General features: G+C 65.7%; 20 protein-coding genes. 3 read left to right on the top strand and 17 right to left on the bottom strand.

The annotated features are described in order from the left end of the window. Position 1: 1 nt before the first annotated feature. The 10 genes from ACSQ3P_RS13780 to ACSQ3P_RS13735 form a co-directional block, all read right to left on the bottom strand. On the bottom strand, positions 2-1546 hold the full coding sequence (locus ACSQ3P_RS13780; protein ID WP_436166084.1) for a glutathione ABC transporter substrate-binding protein: 1545 nt from the start codon (positions 1544-1546) through the stop codon (positions 2-4). Positions 1547-1778: 232 nt separating this feature from the next. Beyond that, a complete protein-coding gene (locus ACSQ3P_RS13775) occupies positions 1779-3278 on the bottom strand; it encodes a M81 family metallopeptidase (protein ID WP_436166083.1) in 1500 nt (499 codons plus the stop codon). 11 nt (positions 3279-3289) lie between these two features. Continuing rightward, a complete protein-coding gene (locus tag ACSQ3P_RS13770; RefSeq protein WP_436166082.1) occupies positions 3290-4870 on the bottom strand; it encodes an ABC transporter substrate-binding protein in 1581 nt (526 codons plus the stop codon). A 293-nt stretch (positions 4871-5163) separates the two neighbouring features. Further along, complete coding sequence (locus ACSQ3P_RS13765) at positions 5164-5976, bottom strand: sulfurtransferase (protein ID WP_436166081.1); 813 nt, start codon at positions 5974-5976, stop codon at positions 5164-5166. Next, positions 5967-6971 carry an ornithine cyclodeaminase family protein gene (locus ACSQ3P_RS13760; RefSeq protein WP_436166080.1) on the bottom strand — a complete coding sequence of 335 codons (1005 nt, stop codon included), beginning with the start codon at positions 6969-6971 and terminating at the stop codon, positions 5967-5969. Before ACSQ3P_RS13760 ends, ACSQ3P_RS13765 begins: the two co-directional genes overlap by 10 nt. Next, a complete protein-coding gene (locus ACSQ3P_RS13755) occupies positions 6968-7981 on the bottom strand; it encodes a 1-aminocyclopropane-1-carboxylate deaminase/D-cysteine desulfhydrase (protein WP_436166079.1) in 1014 nt (337 codons plus the stop codon). The genes ACSQ3P_RS13760 and ACSQ3P_RS13755 overlap by 4 nt, the downstream gene beginning before the upstream one ends. A gap of 31 nt (positions 7982-8012) precedes the next feature. Next, positions 8013-9344: a M20 family metallopeptidase gene (locus ACSQ3P_RS13750; RefSeq protein WP_436166078.1), complete on the bottom strand. Its 1332-nt coding sequence runs from the start codon at positions 9342-9344 to the stop codon at positions 8013-8015. Next, positions 9341-10255: an ABC transporter permease gene (locus ACSQ3P_RS13745; protein ID WP_436166077.1), complete on the bottom strand. Its 915-nt coding sequence runs from the start codon at positions 10253-10255 to the stop codon at positions 9341-9343. Before ACSQ3P_RS13745 ends, ACSQ3P_RS13750 begins: the two co-directional genes overlap by 4 nt. Before the next feature lie 3 nt (positions 10256-10258). Continuing rightward, positions 10259-11101, bottom strand: a complete 843-nt coding sequence (locus tag ACSQ3P_RS13740) for an ABC transporter permease (RefSeq protein WP_436166076.1) — start codon at positions 11099-11101, stop codon at positions 10259-10261. Continuing rightward, positions 11098-12600 (bottom strand): ABC transporter substrate-binding protein, encoded by a 1503-nt coding sequence (locus tag ACSQ3P_RS13735; protein WP_436166075.1) that lies wholly within the window; start codon positions 12598-12600, stop codon positions 11098-11100. The genes ACSQ3P_RS13740 and ACSQ3P_RS13735 overlap by 4 nt, the downstream gene beginning before the upstream one ends. A 258-nt stretch (positions 12601-12858) precedes the next feature. On the opposite strand from ACSQ3P_RS13735, the gene ACSQ3P_RS13730 reads away from it, so the two are divergent. Further along, positions 12859-13572 carry an FCD domain-containing protein gene (locus tag ACSQ3P_RS13730; RefSeq protein ID WP_436166074.1) on the top strand — a complete coding sequence of 238 codons (714 nt, stop codon included), beginning with the start codon at positions 12859-12861 and terminating at the stop codon, positions 13570-13572. A gap of 330 nt (positions 13573-13902) precedes the next feature. After that, positions 13903-14094, top strand: coding sequence for a hypothetical protein (locus ACSQ3P_RS13725; protein WP_436166073.1), 192 nt, complete (start codon positions 13903-13905; stop codon positions 14092-14094). A 356-nt stretch (positions 14095-14450) separates the two neighbouring features. Here the strand turns inward: ACSQ3P_RS13725 and ACSQ3P_RS13720 are convergent, their stop codons facing one another. The 7 genes from ACSQ3P_RS13720 to ACSQ3P_RS13690 form a co-directional block, all read right to left on the bottom strand. After that, positions 14451-16265, bottom strand: a complete 1815-nt coding sequence (locus tag ACSQ3P_RS13720; RefSeq protein ID WP_436166072.1) for an ABC transporter ATP-binding protein — start codon at positions 16263-16265, stop codon at positions 14451-14453. Beyond that, on the bottom strand, positions 16262-17152 hold the full coding sequence (locus ACSQ3P_RS13715; RefSeq protein WP_436166071.1) for an ABC transporter permease: 891 nt from the start codon (positions 17150-17152) through the stop codon (positions 16262-16264). Before ACSQ3P_RS13715 ends, ACSQ3P_RS13720 begins: the two co-directional genes overlap by 4 nt. Continuing rightward, on the bottom strand, positions 17149-18087 hold the full coding sequence (locus ACSQ3P_RS13710; protein WP_103721114.1) for an ABC transporter permease: 939 nt from the start codon (positions 18085-18087) through the stop codon (positions 17149-17151). The genes ACSQ3P_RS13715 and ACSQ3P_RS13710 overlap by 4 nt, the downstream gene beginning before the upstream one ends. Positions 18088-18143: 56 nt before the next feature. After that, positions 18144-19697, bottom strand: coding sequence for an ABC transporter substrate-binding protein (locus ACSQ3P_RS13705; protein WP_436166070.1), 1554 nt, complete (start codon positions 19695-19697; stop codon positions 18144-18146). Between the two features lie 82 nt (positions 19698-19779). Then, positions 19780-20493 (bottom strand): SDR family NAD(P)-dependent oxidoreductase, encoded by a 714-nt coding sequence (locus tag ACSQ3P_RS13700; protein WP_436166069.1) that lies wholly within the window; start codon positions 20491-20493, stop codon positions 19780-19782. Between the two features lie 11 nt (positions 20494-20504). Beyond that, the gene (locus ACSQ3P_RS13695) at positions 20505-21662 is read right to left on the bottom strand and encodes an NAD(P)/FAD-dependent oxidoreductase (RefSeq protein WP_436166068.1); all 1158 of its coding nucleotides are present in this window, start codon (positions 21660-21662) and stop codon (positions 20505-20507) included. Between the two features lie 11 nt (positions 21663-21673). Further along, on the bottom strand, positions 21674-22102 hold the full coding sequence (locus tag ACSQ3P_RS13690; RefSeq protein WP_436166067.1) for a RidA family protein: 429 nt from the start codon (positions 22100-22102) through the stop codon (positions 21674-21676). On the opposite strand from ACSQ3P_RS13690, the gene ACSQ3P_RS13685 reads away from it, so the two are divergent. Then, positions 22089-22436 carry a hypothetical protein gene (locus ACSQ3P_RS13685; RefSeq protein ID WP_436166066.1) on the top strand — a complete coding sequence of 116 codons (348 nt, stop codon included), beginning with the start codon at positions 22089-22091 and terminating at the stop codon, positions 22434-22436. The two genes, ACSQ3P_RS13690 and ACSQ3P_RS13685, sit on opposite strands and share 14 nt — an antisense overlap. The last annotated feature ends 47 nt before the right edge of the window (positions 22437-22483 follow it).

Genomic DNA, 22483 nt, shown 5'->3' with positions numbered 1-22483 from the left:
CCTATTTCAGGTCTGCTTCCTCATAGGTCAGCGCCGTATCGGGCTGCTGGGTGAGACCTGTCAGGCGCTTGTCGCGGCCGGCCACCAGCGTGTTGACCGAGAGGAAGATCCAGGGCGCCTCTTGCCAGACCACTTTCTGGACCGCGTCATAAGCGATCTTGCGCTCCGCGGGATCGGCCGTGGACAGCCCCTTCAGAAGCGCCGCATCGACCGCGTCGCTCTTGAAATAGGCCAGATTGTAGAGCGCCGGCGGATAGCTGCGGCTCGCAAGCAGCGGCCGCAGCGCCCAGTCGGCGTCACCGGTCGAAGGCGCCCAGCTGCCGAAGAACATGCGCACCTCGGCTTCCTCCGGGGTCTTGGCGCCCCAGAGCCGCGTGGTCGCGACGCCGGCCTCGAGCGGGTTGACCGCGACCTTCACGCCGACGAGGGCGAGCTGCTGCTGCAGGAACTGCGAGGCCCGGTTGTTCAGCGTGTTGCTGAAATTCCAGATCTCGGTCTCGAATCCGTTCGGATAGCCGGCTTCCGCCAGCAACTGCTTGGCCTTGGCGGGATCATAGGGCCAGACGCCCTGCTTGCTGTAGAAGGCGATGCCCGGCGCCACCGGCGCGTCCATGGGAATGCCGAAGCCGTTATAGACGACCTTGATGAAAGCCGTCTTGTCGATCGCGTAGTTCAGGGCCTGCCTGACCCGCGGATCGTCGAACGGCTTCTTGCGGGTGTTGAGAGCGACATACTGGATCACGATCGACGGCGTCTTGTCGATGGCGAGGCGTTCGTCGCGCTCGATGAGCTGCACCGTCTCGGGCGGCAGCGGAAACACGAACTGCGCTTCGCCCGAACGCAGCAAGGCCAGCCTTGCGCCGCTTTCGGGAACGCTGCGGATCGTGACGCCGTCGAGCCGCGGCAGGCCCTGACGCCAATATTGCGGATTGCGCGCGGCTTTGAGCGTATCGGGCGTCCAGCTGGTGAAGACAAAGGGGCCGGTGCCGACCGGGTGGCGCGATAGCTCGGCCCCGTATTGCGCGATGGCCTTGGGGCTCAGGATGGAGGCCCCGGTATGGGCGAGATAGTTGAGCAGCACGCCCGATGGCGCCTTCAGGACGAGACGGACGGTGAATTCGTCGACAACCTCGACCTTGTCGACGGCTTCCAGCAGGCTCTGGCGCTTGAGATGGTTGGCCGGGTCGCGCAGCCGGTCATAGTTCAGCTTGACCGCGGCAGCATCGAAGGACGTGCCGTCGTGGAATTTGACGCCGCGCCGCAGGTGGACGGTGTACTGGGTCGAGTCGCTGTTGACCTCGGTGCTCTCGGCCAGCACCGGAACAAGCTTCAGCTCGCGGTCGAAGCCATAGAGCCCCTGGAAGAAGAGCCGGCTGGCCGAGAGCGAGACCGAGTCATTGAGATCAGTCGGGTCGAGACCGAGGATATTGTCGCCGACGCCGACCGTGACCTGCCCGGCCGCAAGCGACGGGCTGGCAAGCCCCAGCGCGGCGACAACGGCCAGGGACCGAAAGGCAGTGCTGATACGAGCGAACGATATCGGCATGAAAGCGACTCCAGATCGTTCTTAAAAAAGAACAGCTGTGGGGTTTTACGATTTCGACGCAGCTGAAGTCCATGGCGGTACACGCAATGGCGCTTCCAAATTTCAACATGCCGGAGAAAAATGTTCTTTATGCCGGCCGAGGCGGCCTGAAGAACAGGCCATCTCGATGCAGGGCATTGGTGTCGGCATGTTAGCCGGCGTGCCGCTTGGCCTCGTGACGATGACGGGGCAGCTAGCTCCAATCCGCCGGCGGAAAACGCGGATTGCCGTAGGGATAATAGTCCGTCAGCGTGAGATTTTCGTAGGGCAGCGCCTGGAGATGCACCGTGCCCATGAACGGTTGCGGTGGTTCGACCAGAAGGATCGTCGGGGCAAAACCGCTATCGTCGAAGCCCCGGCGGAAATGCGCGCGCGACTTGATCGCGATCACATCGAATTCATCAGGCTTGAAGCCGAGCTGCCAGAGCTCCGACGGCTCCATGATCTGGACGAGATAGGGGCTCAGCACCACGACATTGCCCTTGCCGAAGCTGACGCAGATCCATTCATTGCCAGTGCCTCGTGCCGTCGTGGCGTGGCTGAGATAGCGTATCGTCCCGGAGATGCGGACGGGCTCGCCGGCCGATTCATCGAACAGGCCGCCGATCTCCGCATCGAACGCATCACCCGGCTTGGCCCCGGCCGCCAGCACCGAACGAATGATGTCGGGCGAGGCGATCGTGGCAATCAGGGTGCGCTCCAGCTTCTGCTCGATGATCTCCTGCAGCAGCCAGGTCGCGTAGCCCGAGCGGTCGCTATAGTCGGCGAGCACGACAGGGGCTTTGCCTGATGCCACGGCCTCGCGGGCCAGTGCGACGCCCTGCTTCATCGCGTGGATCTTGACGGTGTTGAGCAGCGCTTCGCGCCGCCGCCAGGTCCAGTCCGCCATGTCGCGGATAACGCGGTCGGCGAGGGCTGGGTCGTTATTGGTCAGGACCTGGAGCCCCATGCCGGCATCGGGCACGTCCGACCAGGGAAAGCCGAAGAACACATTGACGAAGACATCGGGCTCCCGCGCCTCCCAGATCAGCGCCCGCTGGATGAGGTCGGACCAGGGCGAGGCGCCAGTCCACATCACGACGGTCGGAGCGATGATCGGAATTCGGACCGTGCGATGCAACGGTGCGAAGCTGCCGCGGATCGCCCTGACCAGCATGCGCGCCGCGCGCTCGCCCTGCAGGTGCATGTCGTAATGAGGGAAGTATTTGACGGTGAAGGCCATGTCGGCCTGCTGCAGGAACGCCTCGTCCTCATTGCCATGAGGATCGAAGGTCGAGGAGATGAAGACTTGCCTGCCGACCACCTCGCGGACGCGCTGCGCGATATCGGCTTCGGGGCGCGGCACGCCGCGTACCGCCAGGGCTCCGTGAAGCGCCAGATAGACGCCGTCGAGCCTCTGCTGCGTCTTCAGTTCCGCGATCATGATGCCGAGGAAATGCTCGTAGGCATCCCGGGTGATCCAGCCCGATCCCGTGCCGGTGCGTGGCCAGAGCGGGGAGGTGATGCCGATCAGCTCGACATCGCCATATTCGCGCGCGACCTGTACGAAGCCGCCCATATAGCCCTTCGGGTCGGTGGCGAGCAGTGCCTCGCCGCTCGCCGGCGAGCCGGGATAGATGAAATCCTCCCGCGTCGTGTCGTTTGGGAGGAAGGTGACGGTCTCATGGGCGAATTGCAGGACAGCGATACGCATGTGGAGCCGCATTATGCCGGTTTGACGTCGTAGAACTGGGCGAAACCGTTGCGCATGCCGGTCAGCCCGCGACAGGCCGTCTTCTCGTAATAGGCGCCCAGCGGGATATAGGGCACGTCGCTGAAGAACTGTTTCTGGATCTCGGCGCAGATCGCCTTTTGGGCCGCAAGGTCCTTGGCGACGAACCACTCGGCGCGCAGATCTTCCAGGCGCTGCGATTTCGGCCAGCCGAACCAGGCCTGGTCGCCATTGCCGCGGATGCCGAGCTGACTGGCCGGATCGAAATTGTTGGTGCCGTTCAGATAGGTGAAGAAGATATTCCAGCCGCCCTTGTCGGTGGGCTGCCGGCTGGCGCGGCGCTGGACCACAGTGCCCCAGTCGCTCGAGATCAGATCCACGTTCATGCCGCATTTCTGCAGCGCATCGGCCGCCACCATCGCCAGCGCGTGGGTCGAGGGATAATCGGTCGGATCGAGCATCACCACGCGCTCGCCCTTGTAGCCGGCCGCCGCGAGTTCGCGTTTGACCTTCTCGAAATCCCGCTTGCCGACCAGGACGTCCGTGCCGATCGTCGTCGCCAGCGGCGTGTCGGGGCTGAAGACGCCGACATGGTCCTTCCACATCGAGCGTTCGTCGCCAGCGACCGCAGTCATGTATTCGGTCTGGTCGATGGCGCCGAGCAGGGCCCGCCGGATGGCCGGATTGTCGAAAGGCGGATGCAGGCAGTTGAAGCGCAGGCAGCCGATGCCGCCAGCGGGATCGAGCCCTTCGATCTTGACTCCAGCCTTGCGCTTCAGCACGCCCAGCAGGTCAGGCGTCGGGTTCTGCCACCAATCGATTTCGCCGGCGCTGAGCGCATTGGCCGCCGTCGAAGGGTCGGGCATGATGCGCCATTCGACGCGGTCGAAGAAGACGTGCTTGGGACCTGCGGTAAAGCTGGCGGAGCCGCCCGACCGCGGGACGTAGCCGCTGAACCTCTCATAGACCGTCAGCGCGCCGGAGACCCGCTCGTCGGCCCTGAAGCGGAACGGACCGCTGCCGACCATCTCCGTCACCTGCTTATTGGGATCGGTGACCGCGAAGCGTTCCGGCATGATGCACGGCATGGAGGTTCCGGTCTTGCCGAGCGCTGCCGGCAGCAACGGGAAAGGCCGTTTCAGACGGAATTTCACGACGCGGTCCGATTCGACCGACAGCTCGTCGGTCGCATCCATCAAGGCGCGACCGAAGGCGTCGCGGGCGGCGAAGCGGCGCACGCTCGGCACGACATCCTGCGCGCGCACCGGCTCGCCGTCGTGGAAACGCAAGCCCTCGCGCAAAGTCAGCCGCCACAGCTTGCCGTCGTCCTCGACCGTATGGCCGGCCACCATCTGCGGCTCGAAATTATAGTCGCTGGTCTGCCCATAGAGCGTGTCGAAGACGAGATAGCCGTGGTTGCGCGTTACCGTCGCCGTCGTCCAGACCGGGTCAACGATCGCAACATCCGACTCGGGCACGAATTTCAGCACCTTCGCCGGCTGCGCAAGGCTGGGCTTCGCGAGCGCCGATACGGCGGCACCGGCCGCGGCGCCAAGAAATGTACGACGCCTCATGCCTGGAACCTTCCGTTCGAGCAGATGGAATGGTCGCGAATAGAGCGCCGCCGCGATGTCGGTCGGCTGATCCTAGAGCGCCGGAATTGACGGGCGCAAGCCATGCGGCGACAGGGGCGCCGCGAGAGCCGGGCATGGTTTGCGAGCCTTCCGCATGTCATGCGGCTTCAGGTCCATTCCCGCCGCCGTCATGACACTTCAGCGGTCGTCATCCCAGTGGCCGACTGTCGGTTTCGTCGACGCCGAAATCGCTGCAGCCCTCGCTTCCCACGCTTTGAAACCGAGGCGCGGCTTTATTCGCCGCTCGCTATCGGCAGGTCGCTGCGCCCGGCCCATTCGTGCCAGGATCCGACGAAGACGCGGACATCCTCAAAACCCGCTTGCCTGAGCGCGTACAGCGCCGTCGCTGCCCGCGCACCGCGGTGGCAATAGGTCACGATCGGCTGATCCTTGCGCAAGCCCGCCTTGAGGGCGAGTGCGGTGACCTCGGCCGGCGCGCGATAGGCGCCGCCCTCGACCAGATCCTCCCAGAAGATGTGACTGCAACCGGGGATGCGGCCGGCGCGAGCGCAGCAGGGATGGACGAAATCGCCGGTGAACTCGCTGCGCCGGCGCACATCGAGCAGCATCGTGGATTGGCCGGTTTCGTCGATCGAGGTGATCAGCTCGCGCCGGAACGGGCGGCTCGGTACGGCGCCTTCTTCTGCCGGGGCGATGATCGCAGCCGGACCTTTGCCGGGCTCGATTGTGAGGCCCGCAGTGCGCCAGGCCTTGATGCCGCCATCGAGGATCAAACCGCCTTCGAGTCCGAGGAACTCATGGAACCAGAGCCCGCGCGGCGAGATCATGCCGGTGTCCTCTTCGAAGAAGACGACGGTCTTCGCCGCGAACAGGTTCAAGCTCTCGAACGCCGCCTCGGTTGCCGCAGCGAGCGAGGCGATGCCGGCCTCGTCGCTTTGCGGGATGAAGTAGTCGTAGACATTGAGATGGATGGCGCCGGGCAGGCTCGCCTCGCGCCAGGCTTCGATGCCGCGCACGTCGACAAGGATAAGCCCGGCTTCGCCGAGCCGCGCCTGCAGCGCCTTGGCGTCGATCGTCACAGCCATGGCCAGTCGCTCCTGTCCCGATGCGTGGTTGGCGCTGAATTCGCGGCCCTCGCCGTGGCGATGACGCGGGCGGCGAGCGCGATATCGAAGATGTTGAGCCCAAAGCTCGAGAGATAGACGAGGCTGCCGGGCGTCGGCGTGAAGCCGCCGGCGAGCACCGTGCCGAGATCGGCAGCGACACGCTCCTCGGGGAAGCGGCCGGCGCGATGCATCTGGAACAAGCTCTTGGCGCTCTTGAGCCGGAACTCGCCCCAGAGATCGACCACGACATGGTCCGCCTTGTCGATCGCCTCGAAGGAAACCTCGTGATAGCCGACCTGGACGATCAGCCGGCCGGGTGCCAGCGCGGCAGCGTCGAGAATCGGCTCCTTGGCATTGGTGCAGGTCAGGACGGCGTCGCAGCGCACAGCCTCCTCCGGGCTGGCTGCCACCACGACGGGGAAGGGCCAATTCCGCGCCGCCAGCGCCTCGGCCCTTGAGCGTGTCCGGTTCCAGATCAGCACGCGCTCCAGCTCCGGATGCAGCGCCGCCAGCATCTCCAGATGCGTGCGGGCGTGGAAGCCGGCGCCGAGCACGGCGGCGCTGCGCAGCGGCACCGGCATCAAGCTCTCCAATGCCAGCCCCGAGACGGCAGCGGTGCGCATCGCGGTCAGCAGCGCGCTCTCGACGATGCCGAGCGGCAGGCCGCTCCGGCGATCATTGACGATGGTGGAGGAGGTGATCATCGGCTGCCCGTCGCCGAGCGCCGGCCGATGCGCCGTCCATTTCACGCCTGCGGCCTGAAAGCGGCCGCCGAGCGAGGCGGGCAGGGCATAGGCCCGGCCGGGCAGATCCGGCGAGCCGAGCGCAACCGAGGTCTCTGCCGGCATCTCGGCCTCGCCCGCGCGCAGCAGCGCGAAGGCGTCGCGGACATCGGCAAGCGCGAGGCCGAAATCCGCGCCGCCGGCCGCGATCACCGCCGCGCGATCGAGCACGCGCATGCCGGCAAGACTCATGCTGGCAAGGCGTCCGGCGCCTCGGTCAACACCTTGGCGAAGGGGTAGAGCGCCGGGCTGCCGCCGCAATGCACGAAGAGCACATCGCTGCCCGCAGGGATCTTGCCGCTTGCCGCCAGCGCGAGCACGCCGTCCATCGCTTTGCCGGTATAGACCGGGTCGAGCAGCACGCCGTCGCTCTGGGCGACACGGTTGATCGTGGCGATGCCGCCCGGGCTCGGCGCGCCATAGGCCGAGCCGACAAAGCCGTCCTCGATCCAGATATCGGCCGGCTTGAAGTCCTGCGGCCAGCCGAGCAGCGCGGCGCAATCATTGGCCATGCCGGCGATGCGCTCCTGGAACCAGGCGGCGTCGCGGCTGACGCTGATGCCGACGATCCTGGTCTTGGGCCAGTACCGGCGGATGCCGACATAGAGGCCCGCCAGCGTGCCGCCGGAGCCGGTGGGCGCGGCGACGATGTCGGGCGGCTGGCGCCCGGCGGCGTCGAGTTGGCGCGACATCTCCTCGACTGCGCGGACATAACCAAGCGCGCCGAGTGGGTTCGCCCCGCCGAGCGGGATGACATAGGCGGTCTTGCCGGCGGCTTCCGCTGCTTGCGCATGGGCGGCCATGCGCGGATCGACCTGGGTGAAATAAGCTGTCGGCTCGAGGAATTCGAGCGTCGCACCGAGGAGGCGGTCGAGCAGGAGATTGCCCTGATATTCGGTTGGCGGGTTGCCGCGCAGCACCAGCACGGCTTCCATGCCGAAGCGCCGCGCCGCGGCCGCGACCATGCGGGCATGGTTGGACTGGTGTCCGCCGGTGGTGATCAGCACGCCGGCCTTCTTGGCCAGCGCGTCGGCGAGCAGGAACTCGAGCTTGCGCACCTTGTTGCCGCCGCCGCCGAAGCCGGAATAGTCGTCGCGCTTCATTCGGAGCGTGATGCCGGCTTCAGTCGAGAGGTTCGGCAAATCGTCGATCGGCGTCGGGAAGAAGCCGAGTTCGACGCGCGGGAAATCGTCGGGTGTCATCGCGAGATACTCCGGATGGTGATGCTGTGGTTCATGATCGGCCCTTGGTCGCGATCGCCGGCAGCCAGAGCAGCAGCGACTGGATGAAGCGGTCGATGCCGGAAAGTTCGACGAATTCGTCGGGGCCATGGGCGTTGCCGCCATGGCCGAGCCCGCCGATGACGAAGGCGTCGCTGACCCCCGTGAAGGCATAGGCCGGCGCTGCGCCGATGGCCCAGGGCCAGGATTGTGGCTTGGCTCCGAGCGCCCGGTAGCTCCCCGCGAGTTCGGCGAAGCCGAGCGCGGCGGGATCGAACCAGCAGCCGGGATAGGCGTCGTCGAGCGAAAGCAAGGCCGGTGCACAATCCCGGACGAGGCGAGCGATCTCGTCATCCGGGTCGAGCCCGGCGGGCAGGCGCATGTCGAAGCGCGCGCTGGCACCCGTCGGGATGACGCTGCGCCCGCCCGGCGGAGACGACGAAACCTCCGCCAGATTGAGATGAGCGGCTGTCAGCACATGCTCCAGCAATTCGCGCGGCGAGCCGTTGCGGGAGAAGCGGCTGGTCGCGCGGAAGGCGAGCTCGGCCTGCGGGTCGAAGGTGGCGGCCAGCTCGTCGAGCACGGGAGCGAGTGGGGCGGGGAGGGTGACCGCTCCGCGCGAGCCGCCATCGAGGCCGGCGAGCGCCTTGGCGAGTTCCCAGATCGGGTTGGCGATCCAGGGCGAATTCGAGGCGTGGCAAGGCTTCACCGGCCCGCCCCAGGCACCGCTTTCGACCGATATCCTGCCCTGAGCCAGGCCCTTGAAGCCGAAATAGATCCGCGGCGGCCCACCGCCATATTCGCAGAAAGACGGAAAGAGCGCCGTCGAAGCCCGGCGCACCGGCGTGTCCTGAGCGGTCAGGTAACGCCTGAGCGTACCGCTGCCGGTCTCTTCCTGGCCTTCGAGCAGGATCTCGATATTGGCATCGAGGCCGGAGGTCGCGATGAGATGGCCAAGTGCGACCAGCATCGCCGCCATCGGGCCCTTATTGTTCTCCGCTCCGCGCGCGACATAGCGCGGGCCTTTGGGGCCTTCGATCACGCCGCCGATGAAGGGATCGACACTCCAGCCCTCGGGTGTGGCCGGCATCACGTCATACATATTGTAGAGCAGGATGGTGACGGGTGCGCCGCGCTCGATCCGGGCATGGACGACCGGCGGATCGAGCTTCAGGCCGTCTGCGATGATGGTCGCACCGAGATCGTCGCGCAGATGGGCGACGAGGGTCTGCGCCATCACCTTCAACCCGGCCTCGTTGCCGGCGAAGGAGCGGATCGGCGTCCATTCCGCCAGCAGGTCGAGCGTGCGGCCGCGAAGGCGCGCGATCGTCTCCGGCCCGGTCACAGCCTGATCCTCGGGTTCAGCAGCACATAGGCGATATCGACCATGAGGTTCGCCAGCACGAACACGGTCGAGGCCAGCAGCACCACCGCCTGCACCAGCGGGAAATCGCGGTTCTGGATCGCCTGCACTGCGAGCCGGCCGATGCCGGGCCAGGCGAAGATGATCTCGGTGACGAGCGCGCCGCCGAGCAGGGCGGCGAAATACATCGCCTGCACCGTGAGCACCGGGATCAGCGCGTTGCGCAGCGCATGGCCGATGATGACGCGACCCGGCGAAAGGCCCTTGGCGCGGGCGGTGCGGATATAGTCCTCGCCCATCACGTCGATCAGGCTCGCACGCACCAGGCGCGTCACCGCGCTGGTGTAATAGGCGCCGAGCGTCAGTGCCGGCAGCACGAGATGGCGCGCCTCGCCATAGCCGCCGGTCGGCAGCAGCCGCCATTTCATCGCAAAGAACAGGATCAGCACGAGGCCGAGCCAGAATACCGGCACGGCCTGGCCGGCCAGCGCCACGGTTCGCACCAGGAAGTCGACGAGGCCGCCGGGCTTGATCGCGGCGACCACGCCGAAGACGAAGCCGAGCGTCGTGCTCCAGGCCAGCGCCGCCACTGCGAGCAAGGCAGTCGCCGGCAGGCGCTCGAGCACCAGCTCCAGCACCGGCCGCTGGAAGCGCAGCGACAGGCCGAAATCGCCGGTCAACGCCTTGCCGAGATAGCGCAGATACTGGACCAGGACGGGATCGTCGAAGCCCATCGCCTTGCGGAAGGTGTCGATCTCGGCGCGGCTGGCGTCGGGTGACATCATCAGCGCGGCCGGGTCGCCCGCCAGGAACAGGCAGAAGAACACGATTGCGGAGACGCCGAGCAGGACGACGGCTGATTGCAGCAGGCGGTTGCCGAGGAAGCGCAGCATGGCTCAGTCGACCCGCACTTGCGTCAGGCGGATAAGGCCGTCGCCGAGGAAGTTGAAGCCGATCACCAGCGCCGCGATGACGAGGCCGGGATAGATCACCAGCCAGTCCGCGACCAGGAGATAGGAGCGCCCTTCGCCGATCAGGTTGCCGAGCGTCGGCACGGGCGGCTGCACGCCCAGGCCGAGGAAGCCGATCGAGGCTTCGAGCACGATCAGGCGGGGAAGATCGAGCGTCAGCAGCACGATCTGCGGCGTGATGATGTTGGGCAGGATATAGCGCAGCACGATGCGCAGGCGCGAGGCGCCGAGCGCGCGCGCTGCCTCGACATAATCGAGCTCGCGCACCTCCAGCGTGCGGGCGCGGGCGACGCGGGCGAAGATGGCCCAGCCGGTGACGCCGAGCACGATCACAACATTGGCGATGCTGGGGCCCAGCACCGCGATCACCAGCAGCACCAGCAGGATGAAGGGGATCGAGAGCTGGATATCGACGAGCCGCATGATGACGATGTCGATCCAGCCGCCGGCGTAGCCCGCCAGCAGCCCGAGGCCGGTGCCGATCAGCGCCGAGATCAGCCCCGCGATCACGACGATGCCGAGGGAAAGCTGCGTCCCGGCCATGATCCGCACGAGCAGGTCGCGGCCGAGCTGGTCGGTCCCGAGCGGGTGCCATTGCCCGGAGACGATGGTTCCGGGCGGTTTGAAGGTCGCGGTCAGCACGCCCTTGATCGGATCGAGCGACCAGAGCTGCGGGCCGAGCGCGGCCAGCAGCAGGACGGCGATCAAGAGTATTGCGCCGACCCAGCCATCGATGCCGGCAAAAGAGCGTCTCAGCTCTGGTGTCACGGACCGAACTTCAGGTCGAACAGGGGCAGGCGGGCATCGGGGCGTCCCTTGAAGACGAGGTCCTTGCGCGCCGCATAGAGCGAGTCTTCCTGGTAGAGCGTCAGCAGCGGCACATCCTCGACCATCTTGTCCTGGATCTCCAGCAGCACGGCCTTGCGCTTATCGGCGTCGACGATCTTGCGGCTCTGGTCGAGCAGCGCATCGAGCGCCGGCATCGAGACGGTCGAATAGGGCTCGCCCGTGCGCAGGATCGCGAAGAGCGCGGCGTCGGCGTCGAGCGTCTGGGTCGAGCCCCAGGCCAGCATGTAGATCGGCGCCTGCTTGCCGGCCGGAACCTGCTGCGCATAGACCGACCATTCCGGCACTTCGAGCTCGGCCTTGACGCCGATGGCGGCGAATTGCTGCGCGATCGCCTGGCCGACCTCGGCCGAGGAGATGTAGCGGCGCGGCACCTGCATCTTGATCGAGAAGCCATTGGGATAGCCGGCTTCCGCCAGCAGCACCTTGGCCTTGGCCGGATCGAAGGCCGGCGGTTCGATCGCCTTGTAGCCGAAATCGGCCGGGCTGGTCTGGCTGCCGGTCGCGGTGCCCAGACCTTTGAGGATCTCCGTGACGATGGTCTTGCGGTCGATCGCCATCGAGAGCGCGCGCCGGACCTTGACGTCGGAGAGCGGCTTCTCGGCCGATTTCAGGCCGAGATAGATCGTCAGCCCGCCATTGCGGACCTGCTCGAGATTGAGCTCGGGGCTCGCTTTGACCAGCCCGACGAGCTCGGCCGGCACGCCCTCGATCAACTGCACCTCGCCGGAGACCAGCGCCGCGATGCGGGCTGTCGCCTCCGGGATCGGCCTCCAGACGACGCGCCCGATCGTCGGCTTGCCGCGCCAGTAATCGGGATTGGCGACCATGACGACGCGGTCGTCCTGGACGAATTCGGTGACCTTGTAGGGCCCGGTGCCGACCGGCTTGCGGGCGAAGACGTCCTTGCCGACCTCGGCGATGTATTTCGGCGGCACGATATAGGCGGGGTAGCGGCTCATCCGCGTCGGCAGCAACGGGTCGGGGCCGTTGGTGCGCACGCGCACGGTCAACGAATCCACCACGTCGACGCCGACCACGGAACGGACATAGGAAATCGTCGGCGACTTGGCGTCGGGGTCGATCACACGGTCGAAGGTGAATTTGACTGCGGTGGCGTCGAAGGCCTCGCCATTGTGGAATTTCACGCCGGGCCGGAGCTTGAACTCCCAGGTTGTGTCGTCGATCGCGGCCCAGGACAGGGCAAGGCCCGGGATCAGCTTCATCTCCTTGTCGCGCAGGATCAGCGTGTCGAAGATGTTGTCGACCAGCGTGCCCGCCTCGCGCAGGAAGCCGGGGTCGAGCGTTGCCGCCGAGGCCGCGCGCCCGATCACGAGCTCGTTGGGGGCAGCGAGGACGGGCGACGCGGCGGTTGCCGCCAGCAGGCCCAGGCCCAGCACTCCAGATAGGATCCGTCGCATGGCAATCCCCTTTTTTATGGCGGCCTTGTCGGCCGCGCCAGAATTCCGTCGCGCTGCAGAATATATTCTGTAACATTGACCGCAAGAGATATTGCGTCTGAATTTGCGGCAGGCGGGAGAACGTTTGATGGGCAGATCAGCCATGGTTTGGGAGGCTGCGACGAAGGCGCGACGCCGCGCTGTCGGGCGTTGCGGCCAGCCATTGCCAATCACGAAGCGCCGCGACATCTTCCGCGCTTCCGCCGACGGAGCCGCTTCGTGAGCCTTGACCAATTGCCGATCGCGCCCAAGGGCGGCCTGACCGGGCATGTCGAAAGAACGCTCAAGCAGGCGCTGATGGAAGGCAGCCTGAAGCCCGGCGAAAGGCTGGTCGCGCGCGATCTCGCCGCGCGGCTCGGCACCAGCCCCACCCCGGTCCGCGAGGCGCTGCTGAAGCTCGTCGCCAGCGGTGCGCTGGAGATGGCGCCGGCGCAGTCCTTCACAGTGCCGGCTCTCTCGCTCGAGGGCTATCGCGAGATCATCGACATCCGCATGGTGGTCGAGAGCCTCGCGGTCGAGCGCGCGACGCCATTGCTGACCGAGCAGGATCTCATCGTCCTGCGCGCCATCAATGAGCGCTTCAAGGATGCCCGGGCGCGCAACGCGGCGCGCGAGGCTCTGCATGAGAACAAGGAATTCCGATTGATGCTCTATGAGCGCGCGGCGATGCCGGCGCTCTATGCGGTGATCGAATCGCTCTGGCTCAAGATCGGGCCGAGCCTGAACTATCTCTTCCCTGTGGATTCCGCCCGGCTGGGCGAGCCGCACAACCATGATCTGCTGCTGGAGGCGCTGGCCCGGCGCGACACCGAAAAGGCGGTCAGGCTGATCCGCAAGGCGATCGCGGACGGCGCGGCGGTGATCGGCGAACATTTCGCCGAGGATGAGCGGATTGGGGCTTCGGCTGCGGCAAGCCGTTTCCGCGCCGGCTGAGCCGAAACGACCCGCAAACGGGTGGAGCGTCGATTTCGTCGATCGTCCAAGCGCGCCTCTGCGAAACGCTCCGCCAGGCCAGGCGGCGGCGTGTGGCTTGTCGCCGGTGACGGCGTCAATTTATGGCTTGATGTGGTTGTCGTGCAGGGTGTTGATTTGAAATAGTGAATAAAATTTTAGTATAGATTTAATAAATCTACTTATAATTTCCACAACGCCGACTTGATGTTTGTCGATGCGCCAATTTAAGCTGCCTTCGTATCCGCTGGGGATGCGTATGGCCGGCGATGAATTATGATAATTGCAGGGATATTGTTCCTGGTCGGCATATTGATTGGGCTATCGTACAGCTATATCGCAATTCTGGCGGCCAGCGCCGTGCTGGTGGTCGCCATGGTGCTGCTATGGCTGATATTGGGCAGCCTTACGCTGTTCAGCATCTTCGTCCTGATTGGCTATCTTGCCGCGCTTCAGAGCGGCTATCTCCTCGGAGCCTATCTCGGCGCGAAGGACGATGCGTGATCACCAGAACCAGATGGCGCGGCCGGCCGCCACGCAGAGCGAAATCCAGAACAGGATCGTGAAGCTGATCCAAATCAGCACGGTGGATAGCGATGGGCGAGGACGCCTGGACGCTGCACGGAGCATATCTGTTTCCCGATGAGCCAATTGGTTGATGCCATCGGAAAAGCAGCAAGATAGCCGCCGCATCGGTGCCTAGAGTATTTTCGAGCGAAGTGGGTACCGGTTCGCGTAAAGAAAATACGATAAACAAGGAGGTAGAGCATTTCCGTGTTTCGGAGAAACGCGGAAATACTCGAGTGATGAGGGCAGCGCTGGGACTCCCCTCATCCGGGAATCATGTCGAATAGGCTCCGTTACACCGCTTGCCTGACGAAATGGCCGGGCGCGACCTCGACCAGCGCCTGCGCCGGAGCGCGCCAGTCGAGCGAGCGGATCGGGCTCGGAATCTCGTCGATCGCGAGTTCGCGACGCAGGGATCGCCGCGCCGGATCAGGCACCGGCACGGCCGAGAGCAGCTTGCGCGTATAGGGATGGCGCGGGTTGGCGAAGACGGCTTCGCGTGTGCCCAGCTCGACGATCTCGCCGAGATACATCACCGCGACGCGATGGCTGACCCGTTCGACTACCGCCATGTCATGCGAGATGAAGAGATAGGCGAGGCCGAACTCGGCCTGCAGGTCGAGCATCAGGTTGAGCACCTGCGCCTTGACGGAGACGTCGAGCGCCGAGACCGCCTCATCCGCCACGACCAGCTTGGGCGAGAGCGCGAGCGCGCGCGCGATGGCGAGGCGCTGGCGCTGCCCGCCCGAGAACTCATGGGGGTAGCGCGTGCCCATGGCGGGCGAGAGGCCGACGCGACGCATCAGCTCCGCCACGCGCTCCCTGGCCTCCGCGCCCTTGGCGAGACCATGGACGACGATCGGCTCGGCGATGGCCGCGCCCACGCTCTTGCGCGGGTTCAGGCTGGCGAAGGGATCCTGGAAGATCATCTGCATGTCGCGGCGGACATTGAGCAGGTCGCCCTTGCCGAAACCGGTGACGTCGCGGCCCTCGAAGCGAACCGTGCCGGCCGTGGGCTCGATCAAGCGCAGGATCGAGCGCCCGGTCGTCGACTTGCCGCAGCCGGATTCGCCGACCAGTGCCAGCGTCTCGCCGCGCTGCAGCGTGAAGGAGACGTTCTCGACCGCATGGACCCGGCCGCGCAAACGCCCGAGCAGGCCGCCACGAATGCCGAAGCGTGTCGTCAGGCCGGAGACCTCCAGCAGCGGCGCCTCTTCGGCCTTGACCGTGTCGGCCGCCTCGACCGGCTTGCCACGGACCTCGCCATTATCGGGGTCGATATGGGGGAAGCGCAGCGGCCTGCCATGCCCTTCCATGTCGCCGAGCCTGGGCACGGCGGCGAGCAGCGCCTTGGTGTAGCCGTGCACCGGCGCATTGAAGACCTGGGGAGCGGGCGCATCCTCGAGCTTGCGCCCCTTCCACATCACCACGACGCGGTCGGCGATCTCGGCGACGACGCCCATGTCATGGGTGATGAAGAGGACCGACATGCCCTCCTCGTCCTGCAGCGTCTTGATCAGTTCAAGGATCTGCGCCTGGATCGTGACGTCGAGCGCAGTCGTCGGCTCGTCGGCGATCAGGAGCTTTGGCTTGCAGGCGAGCGCGGTCGCAATCATCACGCGCTGGCGCATGCCGCCGGAAAGCTGGTGCGGATAGTTGCCGAAGCGCGTCTTGGCGGACGGGATGCGCACCTTCTCTAGCATGCGCAGTGCCTCGGCCTCGGCTGCAGCCTTGTCGAGCCCGCGATGATAGCGCAGCGCCTCGCAGATCTGGTAGCCGACAGTCAGCACGGGATTCAGGCTGGTCATCGGCTCCTGGAAGATCATCGCGACGTCGTTGCCGCGGACCTTGCGCATCTCCTCTTCCGAGAGCGCCAGCAGGTCGCGGCCTTCGAGCGCGATCTTGCCTTCGATGCGGCCATTCGCGGCGGAGACGAGCCGCATGATCGAGAGCGCGGTGACTGATTTGCCCGAGCCGGATTCGCCGACGATCGCGACGGTTTCGCCCGGCGCGACGTCGAAGCTCAGATCTTCGATCGCCCAGCGCCATTGCCCGCCGACGCGGAAGGCCGTCTGCAGATTTTGGACGGAGAGGACAGGCCGGCTCATCGTTCGCCCTTCAGCTTGGGGTCGATGGCGTCGCGCAGACCGTCGCCGAGGATGTTGAGGGCGAAGACGATGATCAGAATGGCCAGACTCGGCGCCAGCACGAGCCAGTAGCTGTCGAGGATGTTCTCGAAACCCTCGCGGATCATGCCGCCCCAGGTCGCGGTCGGCGGCTTGACGCCGAGCCCGATGAAGGCGAGCGAAGCCTCGGTGCGGATCGCGTTGGCGAGCCAGAGCGAGCCCATCACCAGGATCTCCGGGAAGATGTTGGGCAGGATATGGCCTGCCATGATCCGGACGTCGGAGAAGGCGAGCGCTCTTCCGGCCTCGATATAGTCGCGCTCCTTCACCGAGATCGTCGGCGCGCGCGCAATGCGGGCGAAGGAGGGGATCGAGGTCAGCGCGATCGCGATGGTGATGTTCTCCATCGAGGGGCCGAGCATGGCGACCAGGATCAGGCCGAGGATGAGCGAGGGGAAGGCGAGCAGGATGTCCATCGTCTGCATCACGACGACATCGAACTTCCCGCCATACCAGCCGGCCAGGATGCCGATCAGCGACCCTAGCACCAGCGCGATCACGGTCGAGGCAACGCCGATGACAAGCGAGATCCGCGCGCCGTAGAGCAGCCGCGAAAGGATGTCGCGGCCGAAATAATCGGTGCCGAGATAGTAGTCGTCATGCGGCGGCTGCAGCCGCGACAGGATGTTCTGCTCCAGCGGGTCGTGCGGGGCGATGACGGGCGCGAACACGGCGGCCAGGATCACCGCGACGACGATGACGAGGCCGACCCAGGAGGTCTTGTTGGCGTTGAAGGCGCCGATGGTGGCGGCAAGCCAGCGCAGCCGCGGCGGGGCGGCCTGGCCGGCATCATGGACCGAGGCGCTCATGACAACTTCACCCTTGGATCGACGAAGGCATAGGTCAGGTCGGTGGCGATGTTCACCAGCACGACGATCAGCGTGTAGATCACCATCATGCCCTGCAGCATGGTGTAGTCGCGCTGGTTCAGCGCGCCGACGATGAGCTTGCCCAGGCCCGGCCGGTTGAAGACGATCTCGGTCAGCACCGAATTGCCGATCAGGATGCCGAGATACAGGCCGACGATGGTGATGACGGGGATCAATGCGTTGCGCAGCGCATGCCGCCAGACGACGACACGCCAGGGCACGCCCTTGGCCCGGGCGCTGCGCACATAATCCTCCTGCATCACCTCGAGCATCGCCGAGCGCGCCACGCGGGTGATGTAGGCCGCCATGATCAATCCGAGATTGAGCGCCGGCAGCGCCATCGACTGGAACCAGGCTGAGGCCGAGCCGGAGCGGGCGCTGATCACCGGGAACCAGCGCAGCATGATCGCAAACAGGATCAGCAGGATGATGGCCGAGACGAAGGGCGGGAAGGACAAGCCCAGGAGCGAGGCGATGCGCGTCACATAATCGGGCATGCGGTTGCGGTTGATCGCGGCCCAGACGCCGAGCGGCACGCCGATAGCGACGCCGATCAGCATCGAGACCACGGTCAGCTCCAGCGTCCAGGGCAGGACAGCGAGGATCTCCTGGATCACCGGCCGGCCGGTGACGAGCGAGACGCCCCAGTCACCCCGGATCGCGCCGCTGAGGAAGGTCCAGTATTGCTCGATGAGAGATGCGTCGAGACCGAGCCGTGTCCGCATCGCCGCAATCGCGGTGGCGTCGGCCTGGTCGCCGAGGATGACCTGCGCCGGGTCGCCCGGCACGATCCGCACCACGACGAAGACGAGGGAGAGCACGGCCCAGAGCGTGACGACCGCAAAGCCGAGCCGTTTGACGAGAAAGGCGCCCATGATGCCGCTATCAGCAGGAGAAAAGGAGCGGCCGTTTTCGGCCGCTCCTCAAGGGATCACTTGGTGAAGCGCGTCGTCTCGAGCACCGGCGGGCCGAGATTGAGCGAGGCTTTGAGGTCGTAGCCGAGGTCGAGGCTGTCCTTATAGGCCCAGAGCTGCATCATCTCGTTGACCGGGATCGCACAGACTTCCTTGATGATCTTCTCCTGCGCCGTCTTCCAGAGCGCGAGCTGCTTGGCCTTGTCGGTTTCCGAGCGGGCCGCATCGATCTCGGCATCGGCGACCTTGCAGTGCGAGAAGTTCGTCACCGCCGTCGGCGTCTTCACGATCGCGCGCGAATGGAAGAACTGCGAGAGATAGACATCCGCGATGGGGAAGCGCGCGGCCTGGAAGTGGACCACCTGCGACAGGTCCTGCCGGATCTGCTGGTGGAAGGTCGCGTGCTCCACGGGCTGGATCTCCAGCGTGATGCCGGCCCGCTTCAGGAGCGCCTGCGTCGCTTCGGTGAAGCTCAACATTGAGGGCAGCGTCGTGTTGATCGCCTTGACCGTGACGCCGTTGGGGAAACCGGCCTCGGCCAGCAGCGCCTTCGACTTGGCGAGATCGAACGGGTAGAGCGGCGCCTTCTCGTCGGTGCCGAGATAGCCCGACGGCACCACCGAGACGGCCGGCCGGGAGATGTTCTTGCCGCGGAACTGCCAGATCGCGTTGCGGTCGATCGCATAGGCGATGGCCTGGCGGACCTTGAGGTTGTCGAGCGGCGGCTGGCTCATGTTGAGATGCAGCATCGACATCTCGGCCGGGCCCATGGCGACGACCTTGACGCCGGGCAGCGCGTTCATGCGGTCGACCCAGGCCTGTTCCTGCCGGCCGAGCATCATGTCGAGCTCGCCGGACTGGAAGGCGAGATCGCGTGAGGAATCGGACGGGATGAAGCGGTAGAGGATCTCGGTCAGCTTCGGCTTGCCGCGGAAATAGTTCGGGTTGGCGACGAGCTTGGCGTATTGCTGCGGCACATATTCCTGGAACATGAACGGGCCGGTGCCGACAGGCTTCTTGGCGAAGCCTTCCTTGCCCAGTTCCTCGGCGGCCTTCTTACAGACCATGTTGCCGCCATGATAGTTCATGACGATGCCGAGCAGGCTCGGAATGGCCTGCTTCAGCGTGATCTTGACCGTGTATTTGTCGGGCGCCTCGACCTTGTCGAAGGCGGCGTAGTCGGAGGAGAAGGCCGAGGTTTCCTTGTTGGCGGCGCGGGCCAGCGAATAGACCGCATCCTCCGCAGTGAATTCGCCATAGCCGTGATGGCACTGCACGCCCTGGCGCAGCTTGAAGGTCCACTCCTTGCCGTCGGTCGAGGAGGTCCAGCTTTCGGCCAGATCAGGCTCCATGAACTCCGGCGAGAGCTCGCCGGGCTTGATCCGGACCAGGCCGTTGAACATCCATTGCAGCATCGCCTTGCCGGGCGTGCCGGAGTTCAGATGCGGATCGAGCACGCCTGCATCGGTGCTTTGCATGCCGACGGTCAGCACTGTCTTCTGAGCCAGTGCCGGCGAGCCCAACAGGGCCCCCGCGAGCGCGGCGGCGATCACCAGTCCGGTTTTTTTCATCGTTGTTCCCCTGCTTTTCTTGGATATTCGATGCGTCCGGCGGTTTCGCCGACACCTGTCCGCAATCTTCGGGCCAAACCCGTCAGAGCGTATCCTCCAGCCGGCAATTCACCAGCAACTCCGCGACTGATGCATTGTTAGGCAGAGCGAGGACAGTAGCAACCAGTTGCGCGAGATCGCCCGGTTGCGTCATGTCCTGGCGGTTCATCGCATTGCTCGCCGCCGTCATGTCGGTGGGCACGAAGGAGGGGCAGAGCGCGGTTGCCCGCACGCCCTTGTCCCAGGAGATCCGGCGCGCCGCATGGGTCAGCGCCACCATCGCATGCTTGGTCATGTTGTAGGCGACGGCATCGTTGCGCACACGCTTGCCCGACATCGAGGCGATGTTGATGATGCGGCCTGCCCCGCTCGCCTCCAGATGCGGCAGCGCGCAATGGATCAGGCTGAGCGGGCCCTTGCAGTTCACGGCCCAGATCGCGTCGAGCACGGCTTCGTCTGGTTCCCGCAACGTAATGGCGCTGTGCATGCCGGCATTGTTGACGAGCCCGTCGATCCGGCCGAAGCGCGCAACCGCCGCATCCGTCCAGGTCCGATGCGTCGCCCAATCCTGCGCGTCGTAGTGCGCGATATGGATGCGGGTTTCGTCCCAATCGGCGCTCATCGCCTTGAGCGAAGCGAGATCGCGCCCGCCCAGGCTCAGCTTGTAGCCGGCCTCATACAGCGCCTGCGCGACCGCGCGGCCGATGCCGCGATTGGCGCCGGAGATCAGGATCACGCGTTCGGTGGCGGCAAGCATCGGACTGTCCTCTAGCCGTGCAAGGTCAGCACGGAATCTGGGGCGGTGGAACCGGCGAAGCGGCCTAGCCTGAAGGGGCTGAGATCGAAGCGCGGCTGCCGCATCAGCGCAAGATCGGCAAGGATTTCGCCGGTGATCGGGCCGATGCCGAAGCCATGCCCGGAAAAGCCTGCCGCGACGACCAGCCCGTCGATCCCGGTATGGGCGTCGATCGCCGGGAGTGCGTCGGGCGTGAGGTCGATCAGCCCGCCCCAGATCCGCGAGACTCCGGCATCCGCCATAACTGGTAGAACCTGTGTCACCCGATCGATCAAGGTGGCGATGTCGGCTGCGCGCGGCGCGAGATTGTCGGGGCTCCAGGAGCCGGGCTCATGCGGCCAGTCGCCGATGCCGGTGGTGACGCGCAGGCGCCCGTCGATCTCCTGCCGACCGGCGGCATCTGCATTGGCGACGCCGAAAACCTGCTCGAACAAGGGCGGCAGCGGCACGCTCTGCAGCACGCAGACCAGCCTGATCCGCAGGGGCAGGTCGAGCCCGAGCGGCGCCAGCAGTTCGGGCGCATGGACGCCTGTCGCCAGGATGACGCGTCCGGCGGAGACGATCTCGCCATCATTCGTCTCGACGCCGGTGATCGTCTCGCCGGAGCGGATCAGCGCCCGCACGCCGACGCCGTCACGGATCACCGCGCCATGGCGCGCAGCCGCGGCGGCGAAGGCCCGCACCGCCGGAATCGGGTCGGCATGGCCGTCGCCCGGGCAGAAGGATGCGGCGAGGACTGACGGAGCAATCGCCGGCGCGATCGCACGGATGGCGGCATTGTCCGGCAGATAGTCGATCTCGAGTCCAAGCCCGCGCTGCTGGACGACAAGCTCGCGGATCACCTCGACTTCGGCTTCCGTCCGCGCCAGGCGCAGATTGCCGCGTCGGCGATAGCCGGTCGCGGCTCCAAGCTCCTCATCGAGTCCGTCCCAGCGTGCGACGGCCGCCTTCGCCAGCGGCAATTCGGCGGGGTCGCGGCCCGATTGCCTGACGCCGCCAAGCGTCCAGCCGGAGGCCATCGCCGCGAGGCTGCGCGCCTCGAACAGCGTCACGGAATGGCCGGCGCGCGCGATCTCATAGGCCGCCGCCGCGCCGCTGATCCCGCCTCCGACGATGACGACGTCAGGCATCGGGCCGAACCTCAGGAGAGGTCGACGCTGATGCGCTTTTCGGCCTCGTCGGGCTTGCGGCGCTTATAGGCGGTGACCTCGAACTCGACCTTGAGCTCGGGCTGGCCGAGCGGCGTGCAGGTCGTGGTGTTGGCGGGGTCGATGCCCCTGAACTTGCGGCCCACAACCTCGTTGACCTGCTCCATGTCAGCGATATCGGGCACGAAGACCTTGATCGCGACGACATCCTTCAATGAGGCGTCCACTGCGGCGAGCGCGCCCTCGATATTGCTGAAGGCCTGCTCGGCCTGGCCCTTGGCATCGCTGGCGATGGCGCGGGTCTTGTAGTTGCGGCCGGCGGTGTTGGAGACGAAGATCATGTCACCGGCGACGACGACCCGCGAGTAGCTGTTCAAATCCTCGTATTTGCTGCCGGATTTGACTTTGATGATCTCGCTCACGGAAGGCCTCCTTCAGGCGTGGTGCGCCGGGCTCGACGGGTTTCGTCATGCGGCCGGCGATCGGTTGGCCGGCTCGGGAGGAGCGGCTTGGTGTATACCATTCAAGCCTTTCACTGCTGTCAAGACGATCAAACGCGAGGCCAAGCGGCGTCCAGCCATGTTCGATGAGACCGTTTTCGCCTGTCGCGGCCCGTGTTTGGCGGCGCGCGAAGCCGAACCGCTCGGAAACGGCTTGCTCCGCGGGGTGTTCGGCTCGGGTGATTATTTCGTGATGGCATCCATGACGGAGAAGAATAGGCTGCCTGTGGCTGTCGGCTCCGTTCGATCGCCGTGATGCAATGGCACGCCCGATGCAGGGCGCGCCGCGCCAGTCGAGGGCCG

Source organism: Allobosea sp. LjRoot9 (assembly GCF_964252745.1).
Classification (GTDB): Bacteria; Pseudomonadota; Alphaproteobacteria; order Rhizobiales; family Beijerinckiaceae; genus Allobosea.
Note: the sequence above shows the minus strand (reverse complement) of the source record. Positions and strands in the feature narration are given on the sequence as shown.

Bases quoted from the DNA above. Each gene is read 5' to 3' on its own strand.
- ACSQ3P_RS13720 (WP_436166072.1), bottom strand. From the start codon at position 16,265: ATGAGCCGGCCTGTCCTCTCCGTCCAAAATCTGCAGACGGCCTTCCGC.
- ACSQ3P_RS13780 (WP_436166084.1), bottom strand. From the start codon at position 1,546: ATGCCGATATCGTTCGCTCGTATCAGCACTGCCTTTCGGTCCCTGGCC.
- ACSQ3P_RS13695 (WP_436166068.1), bottom strand. From the start codon at position 21,662: ATGCCTGACGTCGTCATCGTCGGAGGCGGGATCAGCGGCGCGGCGGCG.
- ACSQ3P_RS13700 (WP_436166069.1), bottom strand. From the start codon at position 20,493: ATGCTTGCCGCCACCGAACGCGTGATCCTGATCTCCGGCGCCAATCGC.
- ACSQ3P_RS13755 (WP_436166079.1), bottom strand. From the start codon at position 7,981: ATGACACCCGACGATTTCCCGCGCGTCGAACTCGGCTTCTTCCCGACG.
- ACSQ3P_RS13715 (WP_436166071.1), bottom strand. From the start codon at position 17,152: ATGAGCGCCTCGGTCCATGATGCCGGCCAGGCCGCCCCGCCGCGGCTG.
- ACSQ3P_RS13735 (WP_436166075.1), bottom strand. From the start codon at position 12,600: ATGCGACGGATCCTATCTGGAGTGCTGGGCCTGGGCCTGCTGGCGGCA.
- ACSQ3P_RS13710 (WP_103721114.1), bottom strand. From the start codon at position 18,087: ATGGGCGCCTTTCTCGTCAAACGGCTCGGCTTTGCGGTCGTCACGCTC.
- ACSQ3P_RS13685 (WP_436166066.1), top strand. From the start codon at position 22,089: ATGATCTCGCTCACGGAAGGCCTCCTTCAGGCGTGGTGCGCCGGGCTC.
- ACSQ3P_RS13745 (WP_436166077.1), bottom strand. From the start codon at position 10,255: ATGCTGCGCTTCCTCGGCAACCGCCTGCTGCAATCAGCCGTCGTCCTG.
- ACSQ3P_RS13775 (WP_436166083.1), bottom strand. From the start codon at position 3,278: ATGCGTATCGCTGTCCTGCAATTCGCCCATGAGACCGTCACCTTCCTC.
- ACSQ3P_RS13765 (WP_436166081.1), bottom strand. From the start codon at position 5,976: ATGGCTGTGACGATCGACGCCAAGGCGCTGCAGGCGCGGCTCGGCGAA.
- ACSQ3P_RS13770 (WP_436166082.1), bottom strand. From the start codon at position 4,870: ATGAGGCGTCGTACATTTCTTGGCGCCGCGGCCGGTGCCGCCGTATCG.
- ACSQ3P_RS13705 (WP_436166070.1), bottom strand. From the start codon at position 19,697: ATGAAAAAAACCGGACTGGTGATCGCCGCCGCGCTCGCGGGGGCCCTG.
- ACSQ3P_RS13760 (WP_436166080.1), bottom strand. From the start codon at position 6,971: ATGAGTCTTGCCGGCATGCGCGTGCTCGATCGCGCGGCGGTGATCGCG.